Here is a 16,971-nt window from a genome sequence, read left to right as displayed (position 1 = left end):
ATATATATCGAAGGGGTAGTGAAATAGTATGGAACGTATTGCAAAATTAATTAAGTTTCCTGCTGATTTAGTAGCAGAAATCGAAAAATACCAAAAAGAAAATTACATCACAAGTTTTGCAGGTGCAGTTTATGAGCTGATTCGCAAAGGTTTGAGTATGTCGGATAGTTAACGCGGCGCAAGCCACGCTCTATCCGAAGCCAATTCATCTCCCACCTACTCACTGGGCTATGCCCTTCACGTTCCTTGAGGAAGGAGTATTCTTGGCTAAGGTGATAAATAAAAAAAGCAACACCTGAATAATGAGAATGAGCTGTAAATAAGATGACAGAAACAAGAATGATTGCAGTTAATAATGCAAATACATAATTCTCTAGTTTCATTTTACGCTCATAAAAATGCTTTTCATGATATTGAATTGTTGTATAAAGAGGAAGCAAGATACTCGTTGCAATTCCCATCAAAAGAGCGGATAATTCAATCCAAATCGTTGAAAGGGGTGCTAAAATCCCGCAAACAGTTGCGAAAATTGCCAGTATAAGAAAACCTAACAACAATTCCCGGGTCTTCACTTTTTGGAGAAACGAATTGATCAGGAACGCCCCCGTATACTTAAAAGTATAAAAGATAATAAGAGGAAACCAGCCATGCAAGGGGGTGTTGTAAGAATTTCCGATAGTGATAAACAAAAAATATGGTAAAAATATAATTGTGTTCATGAGAGCGTATGTAAAATAATTATATTTAATCATATAACTACCTCTCTTTATATAATGTTTTTCAGTGCATTTTTTCAAAAAAAACAATTGTAAAGCCTAGCATCGATGAATAAGAAAATACACTTAAAAGCTATGTAATGAAAAAAAGAAATCGCCTGTCCCTATTTCGTGAAACAGCCGATTTCTTCTATATGCTGCATTGTGCGCGCTAATACGTCATCGCGCATAATGAAACTAAAGCGTTTATTTTCTTTAATGTCTTTCGGAATATCTGTTAGTAGTACAGATCCCTTTGTTTCTTCATAGTGCGTATGTTGTTCTAAGGCACTGATTGTTGCGAAATAAATATTTTTAATGATTATTTTGTCTTTTCCGGATACTTTATATTGTCCGATATACATTAAGCTTGATACAATGCCGCCCGTTTCTTCATGAACTTCACGAGCTGCCGCTTCTTCCGGTGTTTCCCCAGCTTCTACTTTTCCACCTGGAAATTCAAGACCACGGCGCAAATGATGTGTTAATAACCATTGGTTCCCATATCGACACACAACCCAAACATGCTTTGGTTCTGGAGAAAATGGGTAACGTTCAAACGATAATTGTACAGTGTTATGATAATAATCTTTAAATGTGTACATGCCCTACTCCCCTATTGATGGTTACAAGTTTCTTACCACAAATTGTAGCACATTCTGACTAGTATGACTAATCTTATCCAATCATAACCCATTGATAATACCCATCTGTGCAATTAATTCTTTCGCTTCATGATCCCCTAATTCATAAATCATACGATATGCTTCTTGCAGTTGTTCATCGAACCGATCATTATTGGAATCATTATGATATTCGACAAAGGGAACATGCGAGCGCACAAATGCTCCAAGATCTTCACGATACGCATTATCAAAACATTCCCGCAATCTAAGGATTTCCTCATCTGTCGCTTGAATTGCAAAACTATATGTATTGGCTGTTTTCACCTGTGAAATTTCACCATTTGCAACTGACACATAATATGTTTTCTTATCCATAGAACGTCCCTTCTTTCACCCGCTTTATCTTCTATTGTTTTCATTTTTTACAAAAATATGTAAAACAAAGTGTGTGCAGTGATAAAATGAAGAAAAAGGGGGCCTTTCTATGATGAAAATATTAATTATAGCGGTCATTATTGTGATTGCCGTTTTATTATTCTCCGTCCTAACGATTAACAAAGGATATTCCTATAAACATTCAATAGATTCTATAGAGGATAATCCGTATCAAACTAAAAATAGAAAAGAGAAGTAACATGCTTAAAATATTACGCATTACTTTTCCCATTATCACGTTACTTTTAGCTGCTTTTGGATTTTTTACAGATAACATTCCATTCATTTTACCTTATATGCTCATCTCTTTAGGACTCATGTGTTTCATTTCTAGTATCGCAGAATTTCAAAAACAACAAACAGCGAATGGGATTTTTCTGTTTCTTACTGGCGCGTTGACGTTATATGTTCCTCTATCGAAGTTCTTTCGCTAAACGAAACACTATTCTCATAGTAAGTACCACAAAAAAATGATAAGGAGCGCTACAATGCTAAAAATACTTCGCATTCTGTTTAGTACAGCTGCTTTAATCTTAGCTACTTGTTCCTTTTTCACTGAAGGGACCCAGTTCCTTCTTTATACGCAAATATTCCTAGGTCTTGCCTTTCTATTATGGGGGATTTCTGAAATAAAAGAGCAGCGCAAATTAATGGGCGTTCTCTTTCTAGGTCTTGCTATCTTTATATTATTTGTCGCCGTGGTAAAAATCTCTCGATAGCATTCTCACTCGATATATGGTTGCTCTTCCAACTCTTTATATCAGCGCTTCGACACAATATAAAGATTCCACAACACCAGTCAACATACATCCACCAATTAAAAAAGCTGCCTTTCACAGGCAGCTTCCCTTCATCTTATCCAAACACTTTCTCAAGTTCATCTTTATCTTGGCTTAACCAGAAATTCATTAAGCGTTTTGCGCCTTCTAGGTCATGAAGCTTCGCTTGACCGCACTGCGTTTCGTTTGCCGCAGGAATTTCTGTAATCTTCACCGCATCTTGCAGTGTTAACTCTAATAAATCGATGATTTCGCGCACTGTTGGCGTACCGCTTACGACAAGATAATATCCTGTTTGGCAGCCCATTGGCGAAATATCAATAATATCAAAATGAGGATAACGATCGATATATTTACGTAAATTAAAAGCTAATAAATGTTCTAGCGTATGAATCACATCTGGCTTCATCGCTTGCTTATTTGGTTGGCAAAAACGAATATCAAATTTATTCACGACACCGTCGCTGCCTACTTTATGAACGCCGCAATGTCTTACGTAAGGCGCTTTTACAATCGTATGATCTAATTCAAAGCTTTCTACTGATGGCATATGCATCTCTCCCGCTTTCATTTTAATTCCGTTATATCCAATATGATATAACGGAATTGCAAATTAGTAAAGTATTATGTACAGACCATGCTATAATACTTACAACATATGCACGAAAGGAGATTGTTATGAAACGCATTTTCATCGATATCATTCGCTTTTACCAAACATTCATTTCTCCAATGACACCACCAACATGCCGCTTTCACCCAACGTGTTCTCACTACGGGCTAGAAGCGATTCAAACTCACGGTGCATTAAAAGGAAGCTGGCTTACAATGAAACGAATTTTAAAATGCCACCCGTTTCATCCAGGCGGATTCGACCCTGTACCAGAGAAAAAACAAAAAGAGAATTAACCTTCGTAACCATTCACAACAACATCTAGCTTTCCAGTGTCCGGATGAATAACAAGGCCATGTACAGGCACTTCTGTTGGCATAAGCGGATGGTTGCGAAGTATAGAAACACTGTGCTCTACGCTTTCTGCTACACTAGAGAATCCACGTAAGAACCTCTCTAAATCGATTCCAGAATAACGAAGCGTATCTAGTTTCTCTTCTGAAATACCGCGCTCTTTCATCTTTTCAATTGTGCTGCTCGCTTGAATTTTTGCCATACCGCAATCATGGTGACCAACTACACACACTTCATTTGCACCAAGTTCATAAACCGCAACTAAAATGCTGCGCATAATACTTCCAAATGGATGTGAAATAACAGCACCGGCTACTTTAATAATTTTCACATCACCGTTACGCATGTTCATCGCTTTTGGCAATAGTTCTACAAGACGTGTGTCCATGCATGAAATAATAACCATTTTTTTATTCGGAAATTTTCCTGCTTCATATTCTTCATACTTTTTGCTTTCAACAAATTCCTTATTATATTGCAAAATTTCTTCTAATGTCTTCATAGTAAAACCCCTCTTTCTTCATATAACTACAAATTAAGTGTATCAAAGAATGAAAAAAACAAAAAACGTATTATTTTATTCTAAAAATACGATGTTTTCAGATAACAGTCATAATTCTTCCATAATTCTCACACAGTTCTGTAACAACTCACCCATACTTTGCTCACATTTTCACTATAAACTAATTGTAGATAATGAAAAAAAAAAGGAGTGAGTCATTACTATGTCCGACGTTTTATTACTGAGTCGTTTTCAATTTGCAATTACAATCTTTTATCATTTCTTATTTGTACCATTAACACTCGGACTTGTTATTTTAGTAGCGTGTATGGAAACGCAATATGCACGCACATTAAATCCAACTTATCGAAAAATGGCAAATTTCTGGGGTAAGTTATTTACCATTAACTTCGTAATGGGAATCATCACCGGGATTACGATGGAATTCCAATTCGGAACAAACTGGTCTGAGTACTCCAAGTATATGGGAGATATTTTTGGATCTCCACTTGCAATAGAAGCACTTGTTGCCTTCTTCTTAGAATCTACTTTCATGGGAATTTGGTTGTTCGGTAAAGAGAAAATTTCACCAAAATTCCGTGCATTCTCTATGTGGATGGTCGCACTTGGAACAAATATTTCTGCTCTTTGGATTATCACAGCGGACGGCTTCATGCAAAATCCTGTTGGCTACGTAGTCCGCAATGGTCGTGCTGAATTAACTGACTTTTGGGCACTTATTACAAATCCATATGCATGGCATATGTTCTTCCATACTGTTATTAGTTGTTATATCGTTGGTGCATTCTTCGTTATGGCGATTAGTGCGTATCACTTACTGCGTAAAAATGATGTTGCATTCTTTAAAAAATCATTTAAGTACGGTTTAATATTCGGTTTATTTGCAGCAACTGCAACACCTTTCATCGGTCACGAATCCGGTGCTTTCGCAGCAAAAATGCAGCCGGCTAAAGGTGCGGCAATGGAAGCAGTTTGGGATACTGGAGAAGGAAAACCTTTCTCAATTATTCAATTTCCTGACGTGAAAAATGAGAAAAACTTTGAAGCACTATCAATTCCAAAACTCGGCAGCTTCTTCTATACAAACTCATTTGATGGAAAAATTGTCGGTTTAAAAGATATTCCAAAAGAAGATCGTCCGAACGTAAATCTTGTTTATTACAGTTTCCGTTTAATGGTTGCCCTTGGCACATTCTTTATGGCACTGACATGGTTTGGCTTCTATTTAATGCGCAAAGGAAAACTAGAAAACTCAAAACGTTTCTTAAAAATTACAATGTGGTCCGTATTACTTCCATATGTAGCAATTAACGCAGGTTGGATCGTTACAGAAGCAGGACGTCAGCCTTGGACAGTATACAAGCTTATGCGTACAGCTGAAGCGGTTTCACCAATTGCTGTACCGCAAATTTGGTTCTCTTTAATTAGCTTAGTCTTGTTCTACACTTTACTATTAATTGCTGATGTATATCTCATGTTAAAATTTGCGAAAAAGGGACCTGCAGCATTAGAAGAAACAAATCAAGGAGGTGCAGCTCATGTCTCATGATACACTTGCAATTATCTGGTTCGGTTTGTGGGGCGTGATTTGGACAGTTTACTTTATTCTCGATGGCTATGCACTCGGTAACGGAATGATTTTCCCATTCGTTACGAAAGATCGCCAAGAACGCAATCAACTGCAAGAAGCAATTGGACCGTTCTGGGGTGGTAATGAAGTATGGTTAATTACAGCAGGGGGAGCGACATTTGCTGCTTTCCCAGTAACATACGCAAACATGTTCAGCTACTTATACACACCGTTATTTTTAGTATTATTCGCCCTGTTCGCTCGTGCAGCAGGATTAGAATTTATGCATAAAGATGATTCACCAGTTTGGCAAACTGTTTGTAAATGGACATATGCGGTTGGTAGTTTCTTAATTGCATTCTTATTCGGCGTTACATTCGCTAACCTTTACTACGGACTACAAATTGGCAAACACGGCTATGAAGGAAATTTACTGAGCTTATTACACCCTTACGGTATTTTAGGCGGTCTTTTCTTCACTGCAATCTTTGTCGTATCCGGTGCACTTTGGGTTATGATTAAAACGACTGGTGAAGTATCAGATCGTGCTTATAAAATTGCCAAACCATTTTCGATGGCATCAGCAACTATTTTAGCCATCTTTTACGTCGCAACGGCAAACCTTACAAACTTATTCCAAAACTTTACGGAATACCCTGTACTGTTTATCATTCCGTTACTTGCGATGTTAATGAGTGTCATCGTAATCGTTATGGTTTTCAAACGTAAAATTGGGTTAGCCTTCACATTCGTTTGCTTAACAATCGCCATGTTTATGGCAACTGGTTTTGCTGGTATGTTCCCAAGAATGCTGCCATCTCGCATTAACGATGCATACAGCACAACATTATTCCAAGCAGCAGGCAGTGAGTTAAACTTAAAAATTATGTTTTTTGTTGCAATGGTCATGGTACCGATTGTTATTGGCTATCAATTATGGAGCTACACTATCTTTAAAGAAAAAATTCATAAAGACTCTGCAAAGGGATATCATTAAAATAAAAAAAGAAGCCTGTTTTAGCGGGCTTCTTTTTTTCATTTTGACCGTGTTAAATTTCCATATCGATATCCATAAAAATAGAGAGAACTCTTCCTAAATGACGATTAATGTTAATTTATACCAATCGATGTGTTAACATTTATTTAAAATAAAGATTTTTCAGGGGTGCAAAAAATGAATATTAAAACTAGAAAAATGATAGCTCTCGTGAGTAGTTTCCTATTATTTGCTTTTGGCACATTTAGAATCATTACAGGCTCACTATCATCAACTTTCTTGTTCGTAGCGTATGTATTCGCCATCACTGGTTTTATTGGCATAATAGCTAATGGCTCAAAACTGAGAAAAATAAGGTAAAAAAAGAATAACTTTTTCAAAGGAGATGACAATACCTTGAAAGATAATTTCATAACTCTCTTACACTTGATTACAAATCTTGAGATAAACGATCGGTTTATTTTAGGTATAGATGGGTTAAGCCGTTCTGGCAAAACAACACTTGTGAAAAAACTTAGCGAGGCTGCAGAAGAAAAGAATATCCCCTTCTATATCTTTCATATTGATGACCACATTGTTGAACGTAAAAAACGTTACAATACTGGTCATGAAGAATGGTATGAATATTATCATTTACAATGGGATATTCCTTGGTTACGTAATCACTTTTTTGATAAACTCAGGTTTTCAAATGAACTTATTCTTCCTTTTTATGATAATGAATGTGATACACACAGTACGAAGACTATTAAACTACCTAATACTTGTGTAATTGTAATAGAAGGTGTATTTCTTCAACGTAAAGAATGGAGAAGTTTTTATGATTATGTAGTGTATTTGGACTGCCCACGAAATAAGAGATTTCTTCGTGAAAGTTCACATACGCAGCAAAACATTTCTAAATTTCAAAATAGATATTGGAAAGCAGAAGAATTTTATGTAAACGCAGAATCTCCTACAAAAATTGCCGATTTAGTTTTACAAGGGTAATAGTACAACAAAAATGCTCAGAGTTGTTATGCTCTGAGCACTTTTTTATATCAATTCCTTCAGCTCTTCTGTCATTTGTTCTACTAATTCAGGTCTTCCGTGAAATTGCGCTGGTGTATTTTGAAATAATTCGATTTTCCATTCATTAAGGTTATTTATAACTATAAGAGTGTGATGCGTGTTAACCGCTGGATTTAAATCTGATTTTCCCGAAGGTATCATACCTGCGATAGCTCTTAAGATAGCAGCATTTTCACCAATGAAACGCAAATCTTTTATTTTACTTACAAATCGAGCAGTAGGGTGATCCCTAAAAATGGGACTTAAATGAGAAAAAATCTCTGTAGGTCCAATTGACTGACTTCCGTCAAATCCTATACTCTCTCCATGTTCAGTAAACAAATTTGCCATACCTTCTGCATCACGATTATTCCAAGCTTCAATAAGTCGTTCGTACACTTTTTTAATATGTAATTCTTTACTTTCGTTCATTTTATCACCTCTAGATTCTTAGTTAATATATATTCTAAATGATCGTTCCATCAACTCAATTGAACTACCCTCACCTATCTCTCCCATTTCTCTTTGAAGCTTGAAGTATGGAATCTTACTACCAGGTGAACAGAAAACGCATGGATCATTTCTCCATGCGTTTTTTTATATTATCTAGGAATCTCTGTACTACTTATTCACCGCATGCTTCATATCAGGGCTACAAACATTGGACTCACATGATTTATTAAGGGAACACGCTGCACATTTCCCTTTTTTACTTCTTTTTACAAAGTTAATTAACGTATATCCAGCATATCCAAAAACGACAGCTCCAATTAAAATATTGACTATCATTATGATACATCTCCTTCTAGAATCCTAGCATGGACCCAACTTGGTATACAATTAGTGTTAATACATACGCAACAACAAGCGGATAAACAACAGAGAAAATAGTCCACTTAACAGATCCTGTTTCACGGCGAATGACGGCAACTGTTGCTAAGCATGGTACATATAATAAAGTAAAGAACATAAATGCGTATGCTGATAATGCTGTAAAATGAGTACCGATTACGTTCCCTAATACATCTTCTTTCACAGAGTAAATAATTGCCATTGTAGAAACAACAACTTCTTTTGCTAAAAATCCTGTCATTAGCGATGCAGCTGCTTGCCATGTTCCAAAACCAAGCGGCGCAAAAATTGGAGCAAATAATCCGCCAATCATTGCTAGGAAACTATCTCCCATCTTTACATCGAATCCTGATGGACCAGCGTAGTTTAATAACCAAATAACAACAGAACCACCAAAAATAAATGTACCTGCTTTACGTACAAACCCTTTTCCTTTTTCCCACGTACTGCGCCATAACGTTTTTGCTTGCGGTACGCGATAAGGCGGCAGTTCAATTACAAAAATAGATTTTTCTTCTTTTAAAACCGTAACAGACATAACCTTTGTAACTACTAATGCAAGGACAATACCAATGATATATAAAGAAAACACAACGAGTGCTTGACTATGCGGGAAGAAGACCCCCGCAAATAATGCATATACAGGTAGACGTGCTGAACATGACATAAATGGCGTCACTAAAATCGTAAGCAGTCTCTCTTTCTCCTGTTCAATCGTTCTCGCAGCCATAACACCTGGTACGTTACAACCAAACCCGATAATCATAGGAATAAATGCTTTTCCATTCAGTCCAAAAAATTCCATAATACGATCCATTACAACGGCAATACGCGCCATATATCCAGAGTCTTCTAATAATGAAATGAAAAAGAACAACGCAAGAATTTGTGGAACGAATACGATTACCGCACCGACACCAGCAATTACTCCATCTGTAATGAGCGCTTGAATGAATTGAGATGCCCCCATATTAGTTAAGGCTGTTGTTACCCAATCTGTGAACGGTCCACCGATAAATGCATCAAGTTGATCAGATAAAGGTGTTCCAATCCACGAAAATGTCACCTGAAAAATGAAATACATGATCCCTAAAAAGATCGGAAGTCCCCAGATTTTATGTGTAATTAATTTATCAACTCGTTCAGAAAAAGGAATGCTTCCTTCTTTCTCATGACGGATAACACTTGTTTTCAACTTTTCAATATACGCTGCACGTGCTCCGTACATATGCTGTTCCAGCGTTACATCTAATTCTGCTTCTAATGCAGAGCGAATCGCTACAAGCCCTTGATAAATAGGCAATTGATTTAATTCTTGGTCTACTACTTCATTATTACTTAAAAATTGAAGTGCAAGCCATCTTGGATGCTCATAATTCGCTTGTTGCAGTTTATCCATAACTTGCTGAATTCCTGCATCTACCCTTTCACCATAAGAAAGAATAAATGGCTTCTGTTCTCCGTTATCGCTTTCATGAAGAGAAGCTAATAATTCCTCACAGCCTTTTCCGCTCCTCGCAATAACCGGAATAACTGTTACACCGAGCATTTCAGCTAGTTTCTTCACATCAATTATAATTCCACGCTGCCTGGCAACATCTATCATGTTTAAACCAATTGAGAGCGGCTTACCAAATTCTAATAATTGCAAAGTCAAATGCATATTACGTTCGAATTGAGAAGAGTCTACAATGTTTAACATATGATGAAATTCTTCTGTTAATAGAAATTGTGTAACAACCCCTTCATCACGTGACACAGGGTTTAAATTATATACACCTGGTAAGTCTATTAAAGTTCCCTTCTTATCTTTTAACTTACCAATCTTTTTTTCTACAGTTACTCCGCTCCAGTTCCCTACATATTCATAAGAACCAGTTAGCGCATTAAATAATGATGTTTTCCCCGTATTTGGATTCCCTAGTAAAGCAACCTTACTCACGCTAATTCCACCTTTATCATTTTCGCATCACAATGGCGAATAGAAATCAATTGCCCGCGGCATTCTAATGTACACGGACCATTAAACATTGCCTTTTGTTTTACACAAAGTTCGCAGCCTTCAGCAAATCCAAATGAAGCTAAACGACGTTTTAATAATTTATCAAGAGATTGTAAATCTTTCACACGTACTTTTTCATCTATATTCATATCAACTAAGTTCATAATTTCTCCCCCTCAGACGATAACGATAACGATAACGATAACGATAATTATTATCAATGATAATTGTACCATGAATTTTTTTAAAAAACTATACAATATTGTGTGAATTTATTACTATTTTTTTGCAATTCATCTTACTTAACATAGCTATGCTAGAATGGGTTTGCCATTCTTATCCATTCTCATTTACAATACTATTAACAATTTAAGAATCTCGTTGTCACAGGGGGAGCCGCGTCGCTGAGAGGGAACACATCGTTCCGACCCTTTGAACCTGTTAGTTAATGCTAGCGCAGGAATTGTGCAAACGTATATACATAAATAATTATTTATAATTTGTATATCTCATGTTCCCCTATGATAATGATTCTTTTTTTGTAACTTGGATGTAGGGGGATTTATACATGCGTAATACAAATTTACAAGCAATGATAGAGGCAGCGATTCTTGCAGCACTTGCATTAGTCATCGACATTTTGCCGCTATCTATTAAACTTCCAACAAGCGGTTCTATCTCATTTGCTATGATTCCAATTTTTATTATCGCTTACCGCTGGGGATTTAAAGCTAGTTTCTTAAGTGGCCTCGTTTGGGGATTACTACAAATTGTCGCAGGAGATGCATACATTTTAACGCCTGTACAAATGTTTATTGAATACTTCATTGCATTTGCTTTTATAGGTTTTGCTGGATTATTTCATACACCAATTCAACAAGCACTTGCCAATAGACAAAAAACAAAGGCAATTATGTATATCATTTTTGCTACATTCATCGGCAGCCTAGCTCGTTACTTCTGGCACTTCATTGCCGGCGTTATTTTCTTTGGCCAATATGCACCAAAAGGACAGTCAGCCGCTTTATATTCCTTCATCATAAACGGTAGCACAATGATTGGTTCTTTCATATTATGTGCAATTTTACTTGTCATTTTATTTACAACAACACCGCGCTTGATTACGAAACGCGCTTAATCATAGAAAAAGAGCAGATTGCTTATATAAGCGACCTGCTCTTTTTCTGTGCCCTAGTTTTACATGTTACTTTCCTAATGTGAATAATCTGTGTGTCTAACAATTTCAGGAGTTTGAAAATGGAGTGCATCAATCTCTCGGCTGCTCTCTCGTTCGTTTTTACCGTTATGTTTATGAATCCAAGATTTCATCTCATTCCATAAAACAACTCTATGCATCTCATACCCTATGTGCTGCTTCTTTATTTTCTCTTTATAGTTCTCATTCCACTTGTACCACACAATTTTATCATGTGAATCCACCCATGTTTCTTGTCGATCAACTACAGTTTTACAGCCTTCATTATTAGCTAACATAATGATATCATTCTCTAATAATAAAGAAAGAGCCGATGAATCCCTCTCCATTCCCTCACTCCTTTCTGTTTTAGTACTTTCCTTATTTCCCTAAAATATGTGTGCCTTACACATACGTAGTGTATACAAAAAAAGCAGTACAAACTATCGATTTATCTTACAAAAAACCTTACAAAATTGTAAGGTTTTATTAAAAATCACAATATATAATTATTATATTTTAATGAAATTCTAATTATATATAAGAATACGTTTTACAACACGCACTATAAATATCCCATTATCCTCTTTTCCCTATATCTATATTTTATATTACATTTTGTGAATTATTTGTTACAATTAAAATATGGCAAATAAGGATATTTATCCCTAAGACAAAGGAAGTAAGGTGAATAAACGCATGTTGAAAAAAACCATGGCAACTGTGTTGGCATTAGGCTATGTTTTAAGTCCAATGCAAATTCTAGCAGAAACACACAGTGAACAGCCAACTGTTACGCAAGAAAAAGAAGTTAAGCAAACAGAGCCACCTTCTCTTAACCAAGGGAAAGAAGCTGAACAAAAGGAACAAGCACCTCTTAACCAAGGGAAAGAAGCTGAACAAAAAGAACAAGCACCTCTTAACCAAGGGAAAGAAACTGAACAAAAAGAACAAGCACCTCTTAACCAAGAAAAAGAAACTGAGCAAAAAGATGAAACTAAGGCTAAAGAAGAGACTGTTACTAAAAATATTCAACAAGATCAGAATAAGGCGCAAGAAGTACAAGCTGCTTCTGCTTCTCAAGGTAGTTTCATAGATGTACCAAACACACACTTTGCGTATGAAGCAATTACATATTTAGCAAATAAAAATATTGTCTCTGGATATGGAGATGGAAAATTTGGTCCAGAAGATAATGTAACTCGTGAGCAAGTTGCGCGACTCCTATATGTTGCTCTTGGCTTACAATCAAAGGCAGAGTATAAAAATCCTTATCATGATGTAAGTAATAGCACAACAATGTTTTTAAATGAAATTTTAGCTTTAACTGAAGCTGGTATTTTTAAAGGAGATCAAGATGGTAACTTTAGACCAAAATCTCCTTTAACTCGTGCTGAAATGGCTCAAGTTCTTAAGAATGCCTTTAACTTAAAAGTTCAAGCTGTACACACATTTAATGATATAACTGCAAACTACGCATGGGCAAACGATGCAATTAGTGCGCTACAATCAAATGATATTACAGTTGGTACGGGAAACGGAAAGTTTGAACCAGGAACAACCACTACTCGTGGGCAATATTCAAAATTTTTATATGAAACTATGAAATTAAAACAAGCGGCAAAACCTGAGTTGCCAACTGACGGAGACAAGAAAGTTGGTTGGGTACAGGATCATAATAATTGGTATTATTTTGATCAAAATGGTGTAATGAAAACTGGTTGGGTACAAGTAGATAACGCACGGTACTACATGGCCGAAAATGGAGCAATGAAAACTGGATGGATACAAGTAGATAATGTATGGTACTACATGGCCGAAAATGGGGCAATGAAAACTGGTTGGGTACAAGTAGATAATACGTGGTACTACATGGCTGAAAATGGGGCAATGAAAACTGGTTGGGTACAAGTAGATAATACGTGGTACTACATGAACGAAAATGGGGCAATGAAAACTAGCTGGGTACAAGTAGATAATACGTGGTACTACATGGCCGAAAACGGAGCAATGAAAACTAGCTGGGTACAAATAGATAATACGTGGTACTACATGAACGAAAATGGGGCAATGAAAACTGGTTGGGTACAAGTAGATAATACGTGGTACTACATGGCCGAAAATGGAGCAATGAAAACTGGCTGGGTACAAGTAGATAATATGTGGTACTACATAGAAAAAAATGGGGCAATGAAAACTGGTTGGATTGAAATCAACGGGATATCCTATTATCTTGATACAAATGGCGCTTGGATTGAACAGCCAATCTTGTTTGGAAAAACAATTGTTGTAGACGCTGGGCATGGTGGAAAGGATTCTGGAGCCATATATAAGGGTATACTTGAAAAAGATATTGCATTATCAGTAAGCTTAAAGCTACAAAAGCTATTAGAAAATAGTGGTATGCATGTTGTGATGACACGTGCAACAGATACTTTCATTGAATTATCAGACCGCGTTAAGATTTCCAATAAGAATAAAGCTGATATTTTTGTTAGTGTTCATGTAAACTCTGCAGATTCTCCAGCAGCAGCAGGAATTGAAACATTATATAATCCTGACCATCCAAAAAGTAATCAAGTTTATAAATTAGCAAGTGCTGTGCAGAAGTCTTTAATTGCGAACACTGGTGGTAAAAGTAGAGGATTGAAAGAGCGTCCGGAACTTCGTGTGTTAAAAGGAGATAATCAAGCACTTCCTATTTTAGTAGAAACAGGGTTCATAACGAATACAGAAGACAGATTAAATATAACTTCTAACAACTATCAAAACAAACTATCACAATCTATCTTTGAAGGAATTCAAAACTACTTGTCTAGATAGTATATATGAAAAAAGAGAAATCCATTTAATGGTTTCTCCCTTAAGACTGTAAGTAAACCCGATGAAAATTGAGTTTGCTTACAGTCCTTTCTATTTTAGGTGTCATTTATTTGATGTGCGCATGTTTAAAAACAATAAAGCGAAAATTCCATCAGTTGGAGTTTTCTTCCCCCCACCTTTCTTCTTCGCTTTTCTCTCAATCTTGATGTGGGAGGCTTACTATCCGTTAATGGGATAAGCCTTACCTCAATTGCATTCCAATGATTTGTCATAAAACGGAATTTAGATTACAAAAATCAGCAAAATGTTACAAACAAAAAATAATTATTACAATTATTTTACAAAAGATATTGGAAATAAATTCATAATGTAATAGTATAACTTATATGGAAATTAAAACCAAAATCCAACAAATGGGGGATGCGAGAAATGAAGAAAGCTATTTTACCAGTTTTACTATCTACAATGTTAATCGTTCCAACAATTGCTCAAGCAGAACAAAATGTAAGCACTAAAAATAATGCGCCAAAAGAAATGCAAATTGCTCAAAAATCTGGATGGGTACAAGAAAATAATCAGTGGTATTACTACGATCAAAACGGTGTGAAGAAAAAAGGTTGGCTTAAATATGGAGATGCATGGTATCTATTCCCTGATTTTCTTGGTAACGCTATGGCAGCAGGCATGGCTGTTGTAGACGACGACGGTAATAGCTACTACTTTTATGACAATGGGAAAATGGCCAAAGGGTGGATTCTTAACCCAGACGGAAACATTTGGTATTACTATGGTGAAAATGGTGCGGCTAAAACTGGATGGTTACAAGAAAACGGAAAATGGTACTATTTAGACTCCTATGATAAAGGAAGAATGAAAGTTGGATTACACACTATTGATGGTAAAACTTATTATTTTCATAAAGACGGACAAATGGCTACTGGTTGGGTGAAAGTAGAAAAGTCATGGTACTATTTCGATAAGAATGGCATAGTACATACAGGCTGGTTACAGTGGAATGGCGCTTGGTATTACTTAGAGCAAGATGGAAAAATGGTAACAGGCAAACACTCCATTAATGGGAAATGGCATTCATTCCGAGACAATGGAGTTTGGATAAGTGAAATAAACTAATAAACTAGTAAACTCTCTTGTTTATGACAAGAGAGTTTTTATTATAGGTATTCCTTCATCTATAAGTCTTCGCATGATGTATCTACTACTTCAATCTATTATAATTTCTTATTCCTTTTATTTAAAATAAATCCCCCCTCTCTTTTTTGACTTTTTCACGTCAATCCTTTACAGTCAAACTGTTCACAAGTTTCACAATGTAGGAGGATTTTGATGGATATTCAAATTAAAGATACTTTAATCTCACAAGAGCAGCTGCAAGAAAAAGTAAAAGAGCTTGCTATGCAAATCGAGCGTGATTTTGAAGGAGAAGAAATTTTTGTTATTGCTGTATTAAAAGGTTCTTTCGTCTTTGCAGCCGATTTAATTCGTCATATTAAAAACGAGGTAACAATCGACTTTATTTCTGCATCTAGCTATGGAAACCAAACAACAACAACTGGTAAAGTGAAATTACTAAAAGACATCGATGTAAATATTACAGGTAAAAATGTAATTGTTGTAGAAGACATTATTGATTCTGGTTTAACACTTCACTTCTTAAAAGATCACTTCTTAATGCATAAACCAAAATCGTTAAAATTCTGTACGCTTCTTGATAAACCAGAACGCCGTAAAGTTGATTTAACAGCTGAATATGTTGGCTTTGTCATTCCAGATGAATTCATCGTTGGCTACGGCATTGACTGCGCTGAAAAATATCGCAACTTACCATACATCGCTTCTGTTGCAACTGATAAATAATACGATACAACCATACTTAGCAAAAACGAGGCTGCCCCAAAAGGTTTACTTTTTGGGCAGCCTCGTTTTTTTCATATAAATAAAAAGAACTACCCTTTTTTGATTTAATTAAGTCACCAAAAGAAATGAAGGAACTATCCGTTTTTGGTTCATTGCAATTTCTTAATCATTTTACAAAAAAAGAGCAATATTGATAATCTATATTTCTTAATATACAATTATCATATATTTATTAGTTTATTGTAATATTAACTAAGGAGATCAGTACGATGACACTTAATAACACAAAAAATAGACAGCTGCTTGTTCCCCAATATATGCAACAATTCTCTTGTATAGGATCAGAGTGTGAAGATTCTTGTTGCATTGGATGGAGAGTAGATGTTGATGAAGATACTTATAAAAAATACCAAAAATCTCGTGATTTAGAATTAAAACCACTTCTCAAGAAGAACGTAACAAGACAACGTTCAAACCCATCTTCTACATCTTACGCTAAAATTAAAATGGAGAAGGGCTGAA

General features: G+C 35.8%; 22 protein-coding genes and 1 riboswitch. Of the genes, 12 read left to right on the top strand and 10 right to left on the bottom strand.

The genetic code is table 11. The annotated features are described in order from the left end of the window. Positions 1-107 precede the first annotated feature (107 nt). The 3 genes from AB1279_RS03510 to AB1279_RS03500 all read right to left on the bottom strand — a co-directional run bounded on the left by AB1279_RS03510 (position 108) and on the right by AB1279_RS03500 (position 1,756). On the bottom strand, positions 108-557 hold the full coding sequence (locus AB1279_RS03510; RefSeq protein ID WP_429761551.1) for a hypothetical protein: 450 nt from the start codon (positions 555-557) through the stop codon (positions 108-110). A gap of 323 nt (positions 558-880) precedes the next feature. Continuing rightward, on the bottom strand, positions 881-1,360 hold the full coding sequence (gene ytkD / locus AB1279_RS03505; RefSeq protein WP_429753387.1) for an RNA deprotection pyrophosphohydrolase: 480 nt from the start codon (positions 1,358-1,360) through the stop codon (positions 881-883). Positions 1,361-1,441: 81 nt separating this feature from the next. After that, positions 1,442-1,756 (bottom strand): hydrolase, encoded by a 315-nt coding sequence (locus AB1279_RS03500; RefSeq protein ID WP_429753386.1) that lies wholly within the window; start codon positions 1,754-1,756, stop codon positions 1,442-1,444. A 109-nt stretch (positions 1,757-1,865) separates the two neighbouring features. Between AB1279_RS03500 and ytzI the strand changes: the two genes are divergently transcribed. From ytzI to AB1279_RS03485, 3 genes are read left to right on the top strand one after another with little or no spacing between them, the layout of a single operon-like run. Then, positions 1,866-2,015 carry a YtzI protein gene (gene ytzI, locus AB1279_RS03495; protein ID WP_429757830.1) on the top strand — a complete coding sequence of 50 codons (150 nt, stop codon included), beginning with the start codon at positions 1,866-1,868 and terminating at the stop codon, positions 2,013-2,015. Position 2,016: 1 nt separating this feature from the next. Continuing rightward, on the top strand, positions 2,017-2,250 hold the full coding sequence (locus AB1279_RS03490; RefSeq protein ID WP_429753384.1) for a DUF3953 domain-containing protein: 234 nt from the start codon (positions 2,017-2,019) through the stop codon (positions 2,248-2,250). A gap of 54 nt (positions 2,251-2,304) precedes the next feature. Beyond that, on the top strand, positions 2,305-2,535 hold the full coding sequence (locus tag AB1279_RS03485) for a DUF3953 domain-containing protein (RefSeq protein ID WP_429757829.1): 231 nt from the start codon (positions 2,305-2,307) through the stop codon (positions 2,533-2,535). 136 nt (positions 2,536-2,671) lie between these two features. Here AB1279_RS03485 and luxS read toward each other — a convergent pair whose 3' ends face one another. After that, positions 2,672-3,145 carry an S-ribosylhomocysteine lyase LuxS gene (luxS, locus tag AB1279_RS03480; protein WP_230576081.1) on the bottom strand — a complete coding sequence of 158 codons (474 nt, stop codon included), beginning with the start codon at positions 3,143-3,145 and terminating at the stop codon, positions 2,672-2,674. A 128-nt stretch (positions 3,146-3,273) separates the two neighbouring features. Between luxS and yidD the strand changes: the two genes are divergently transcribed. Next, positions 3,274-3,504, top strand: a complete 231-nt coding sequence (gene yidD / locus AB1279_RS03475) for a membrane protein insertion efficiency factor YidD (RefSeq protein WP_429757828.1) — start codon at positions 3,274-3,276, stop codon at positions 3,502-3,504. Here the strand turns inward: yidD and AB1279_RS03470 are convergent. Next, positions 3,501-4,064, bottom strand: coding sequence for a beta-class carbonic anhydrase (locus AB1279_RS03470; RefSeq protein ID WP_429757827.1), 564 nt, complete (start codon positions 4,062-4,064; stop codon positions 3,501-3,503). The two genes, yidD and AB1279_RS03470, sit on opposite strands and share 4 nt — an antisense overlap. Positions 4,065-4,287: 223 nt before the next feature. Here AB1279_RS03470 and AB1279_RS03465 point away from each other — a divergent pair, with 223 nt between their 5' ends. The 3 genes from AB1279_RS03465 to AB1279_RS03455 all read left to right on the top strand — a co-directional run bounded on the left by AB1279_RS03465 (position 4,288) and on the right by AB1279_RS03455 (position 7,642). Further along, positions 4,288-5,634: a cytochrome ubiquinol oxidase subunit I gene (locus AB1279_RS03465; protein WP_429753380.1), complete on the top strand. Its 1,347-nt coding sequence runs from the start codon at positions 4,288-4,290 to the stop codon at positions 5,632-5,634. Then, on the top strand, positions 5,624-6,652 hold the full coding sequence (gene cydB, locus AB1279_RS03460) for a cytochrome d ubiquinol oxidase subunit II (protein ID WP_429757826.1): 1,029 nt from the start codon (positions 5,624-5,626) through the stop codon (positions 6,650-6,652). Before AB1279_RS03465 ends, cydB begins: the two co-directional genes overlap by 11 nt. A 396-nt stretch (positions 6,653-7,048) precedes the next feature. After that, on the top strand, positions 7,049-7,642 hold the full coding sequence (locus AB1279_RS03455; protein WP_429757825.1) for a kinase: 594 nt from the start codon (positions 7,049-7,051) through the stop codon (positions 7,640-7,642). Between the two features lie 45 nt (positions 7,643-7,687). Here AB1279_RS03455 and AB1279_RS03450 read toward each other — a convergent pair whose 3' ends face one another. The 4 genes from AB1279_RS03450 to AB1279_RS03435 all read right to left on the bottom strand — a co-directional run bounded on the left by AB1279_RS03450 (position 7,688) and on the right by AB1279_RS03435 (position 10,720). Continuing rightward, positions 7,688-8,134: an SgcJ/EcaC family oxidoreductase gene (locus AB1279_RS03450; protein WP_429757824.1), complete on the bottom strand. Its 447-nt coding sequence runs from the start codon at positions 8,132-8,134 to the stop codon at positions 7,688-7,690. Positions 8,135-8,323: 189 nt separating this feature from the next. Then, a complete protein-coding gene (locus tag AB1279_RS03445) occupies positions 8,324-8,491 on the bottom strand; it encodes a FeoB-associated Cys-rich membrane protein (RefSeq protein WP_429757823.1) in 168 nt (55 codons plus the stop codon). A gap of 16 nt (positions 8,492-8,507) precedes the next feature. Beyond that, on the bottom strand, positions 8,508-10,496 hold the full coding sequence (gene feoB / locus AB1279_RS03440; RefSeq protein WP_429757822.1) for a ferrous iron transport protein B: 1,989 nt from the start codon (positions 10,494-10,496) through the stop codon (positions 8,508-8,510). After that, on the bottom strand, positions 10,493-10,720 hold the full coding sequence (locus tag AB1279_RS03435; protein WP_154710773.1) for a FeoA family protein: 228 nt from the start codon (positions 10,718-10,720) through the stop codon (positions 10,493-10,495). Before AB1279_RS03435 ends, feoB begins: the two co-directional genes overlap by 4 nt. 215 nt (positions 10,721-10,935) lie before the next feature. Beyond that, positions 10,936-11,037: riboswitch (TPP riboswitch) on the top strand. A gap of 87 nt (positions 11,038-11,124) precedes the next feature. Here AB1279_RS03435 and thiT point away from each other — a divergent pair. After that, positions 11,125-11,694, top strand: a complete 570-nt coding sequence (gene thiT, locus AB1279_RS03430; RefSeq protein ID WP_429757821.1) for an energy-coupled thiamine transporter ThiT — start codon at positions 11,125-11,127, stop codon at positions 11,692-11,694. A gap of 74 nt (positions 11,695-11,768) precedes the next feature. Here thiT and AB1279_RS03425 read toward each other — a convergent pair whose 3' ends face one another. After that, positions 11,769-12,101, bottom strand: coding sequence for a hypothetical protein (locus tag AB1279_RS03425; RefSeq protein WP_429757820.1), 333 nt, complete (start codon positions 12,099-12,101; stop codon positions 11,769-11,771). Positions 12,102-12,450: 349 nt separating this feature from the next. Here AB1279_RS03425 and AB1279_RS03420 point away from each other — a divergent pair, with 349 nt between their 5' ends. From AB1279_RS03420 to AB1279_RS03405, 4 genes are all read left to right on the top strand, one after another. Further along, on the top strand, positions 12,451-14,574 hold the full coding sequence (locus tag AB1279_RS03420; protein WP_429757819.1) for an N-acetylmuramoyl-L-alanine amidase: 2,124 nt from the start codon (positions 12,451-12,453) through the stop codon (positions 14,572-14,574). Between the two features lie 429 nt (positions 14,575-15,003). Then, entirely contained in the window at positions 15,004-15,705 is a 702-nt protein-coding gene (locus AB1279_RS03415) for a nucleoside triphosphate hydrolase (RefSeq protein WP_429757818.1), read from the top strand. A gap of 213 nt (positions 15,706-15,918) precedes the next feature. Continuing rightward, on the top strand, positions 15,919-16,449 hold the full coding sequence (gene hpt, locus AB1279_RS03410) for a hypoxanthine phosphoribosyltransferase (RefSeq protein ID WP_336484217.1): 531 nt from the start codon (positions 15,919-15,921) through the stop codon (positions 16,447-16,449). Between the two features lie 269 nt (positions 16,450-16,718). After that, a complete protein-coding gene (locus AB1279_RS03405) occupies positions 16,719-16,970 on the top strand; it encodes a hypothetical protein (protein WP_429757817.1) in 252 nt (83 codons plus the stop codon). The last annotated feature ends 1 nt before the right edge of the window (position 16,971 follow it).

The sequence above is a fragment of the Bacillus sp. S14(2024) genome (assembly GCF_050473785.1).
Taxonomy (GTDB): Bacteria; Bacillota; Bacilli; order Bacillales; family Bacillaceae_G; genus Bacillus_A; species Bacillus_A yunxiaonensis.
This window is presented reverse-complemented; position numbering and strand designations above follow the sequence as displayed.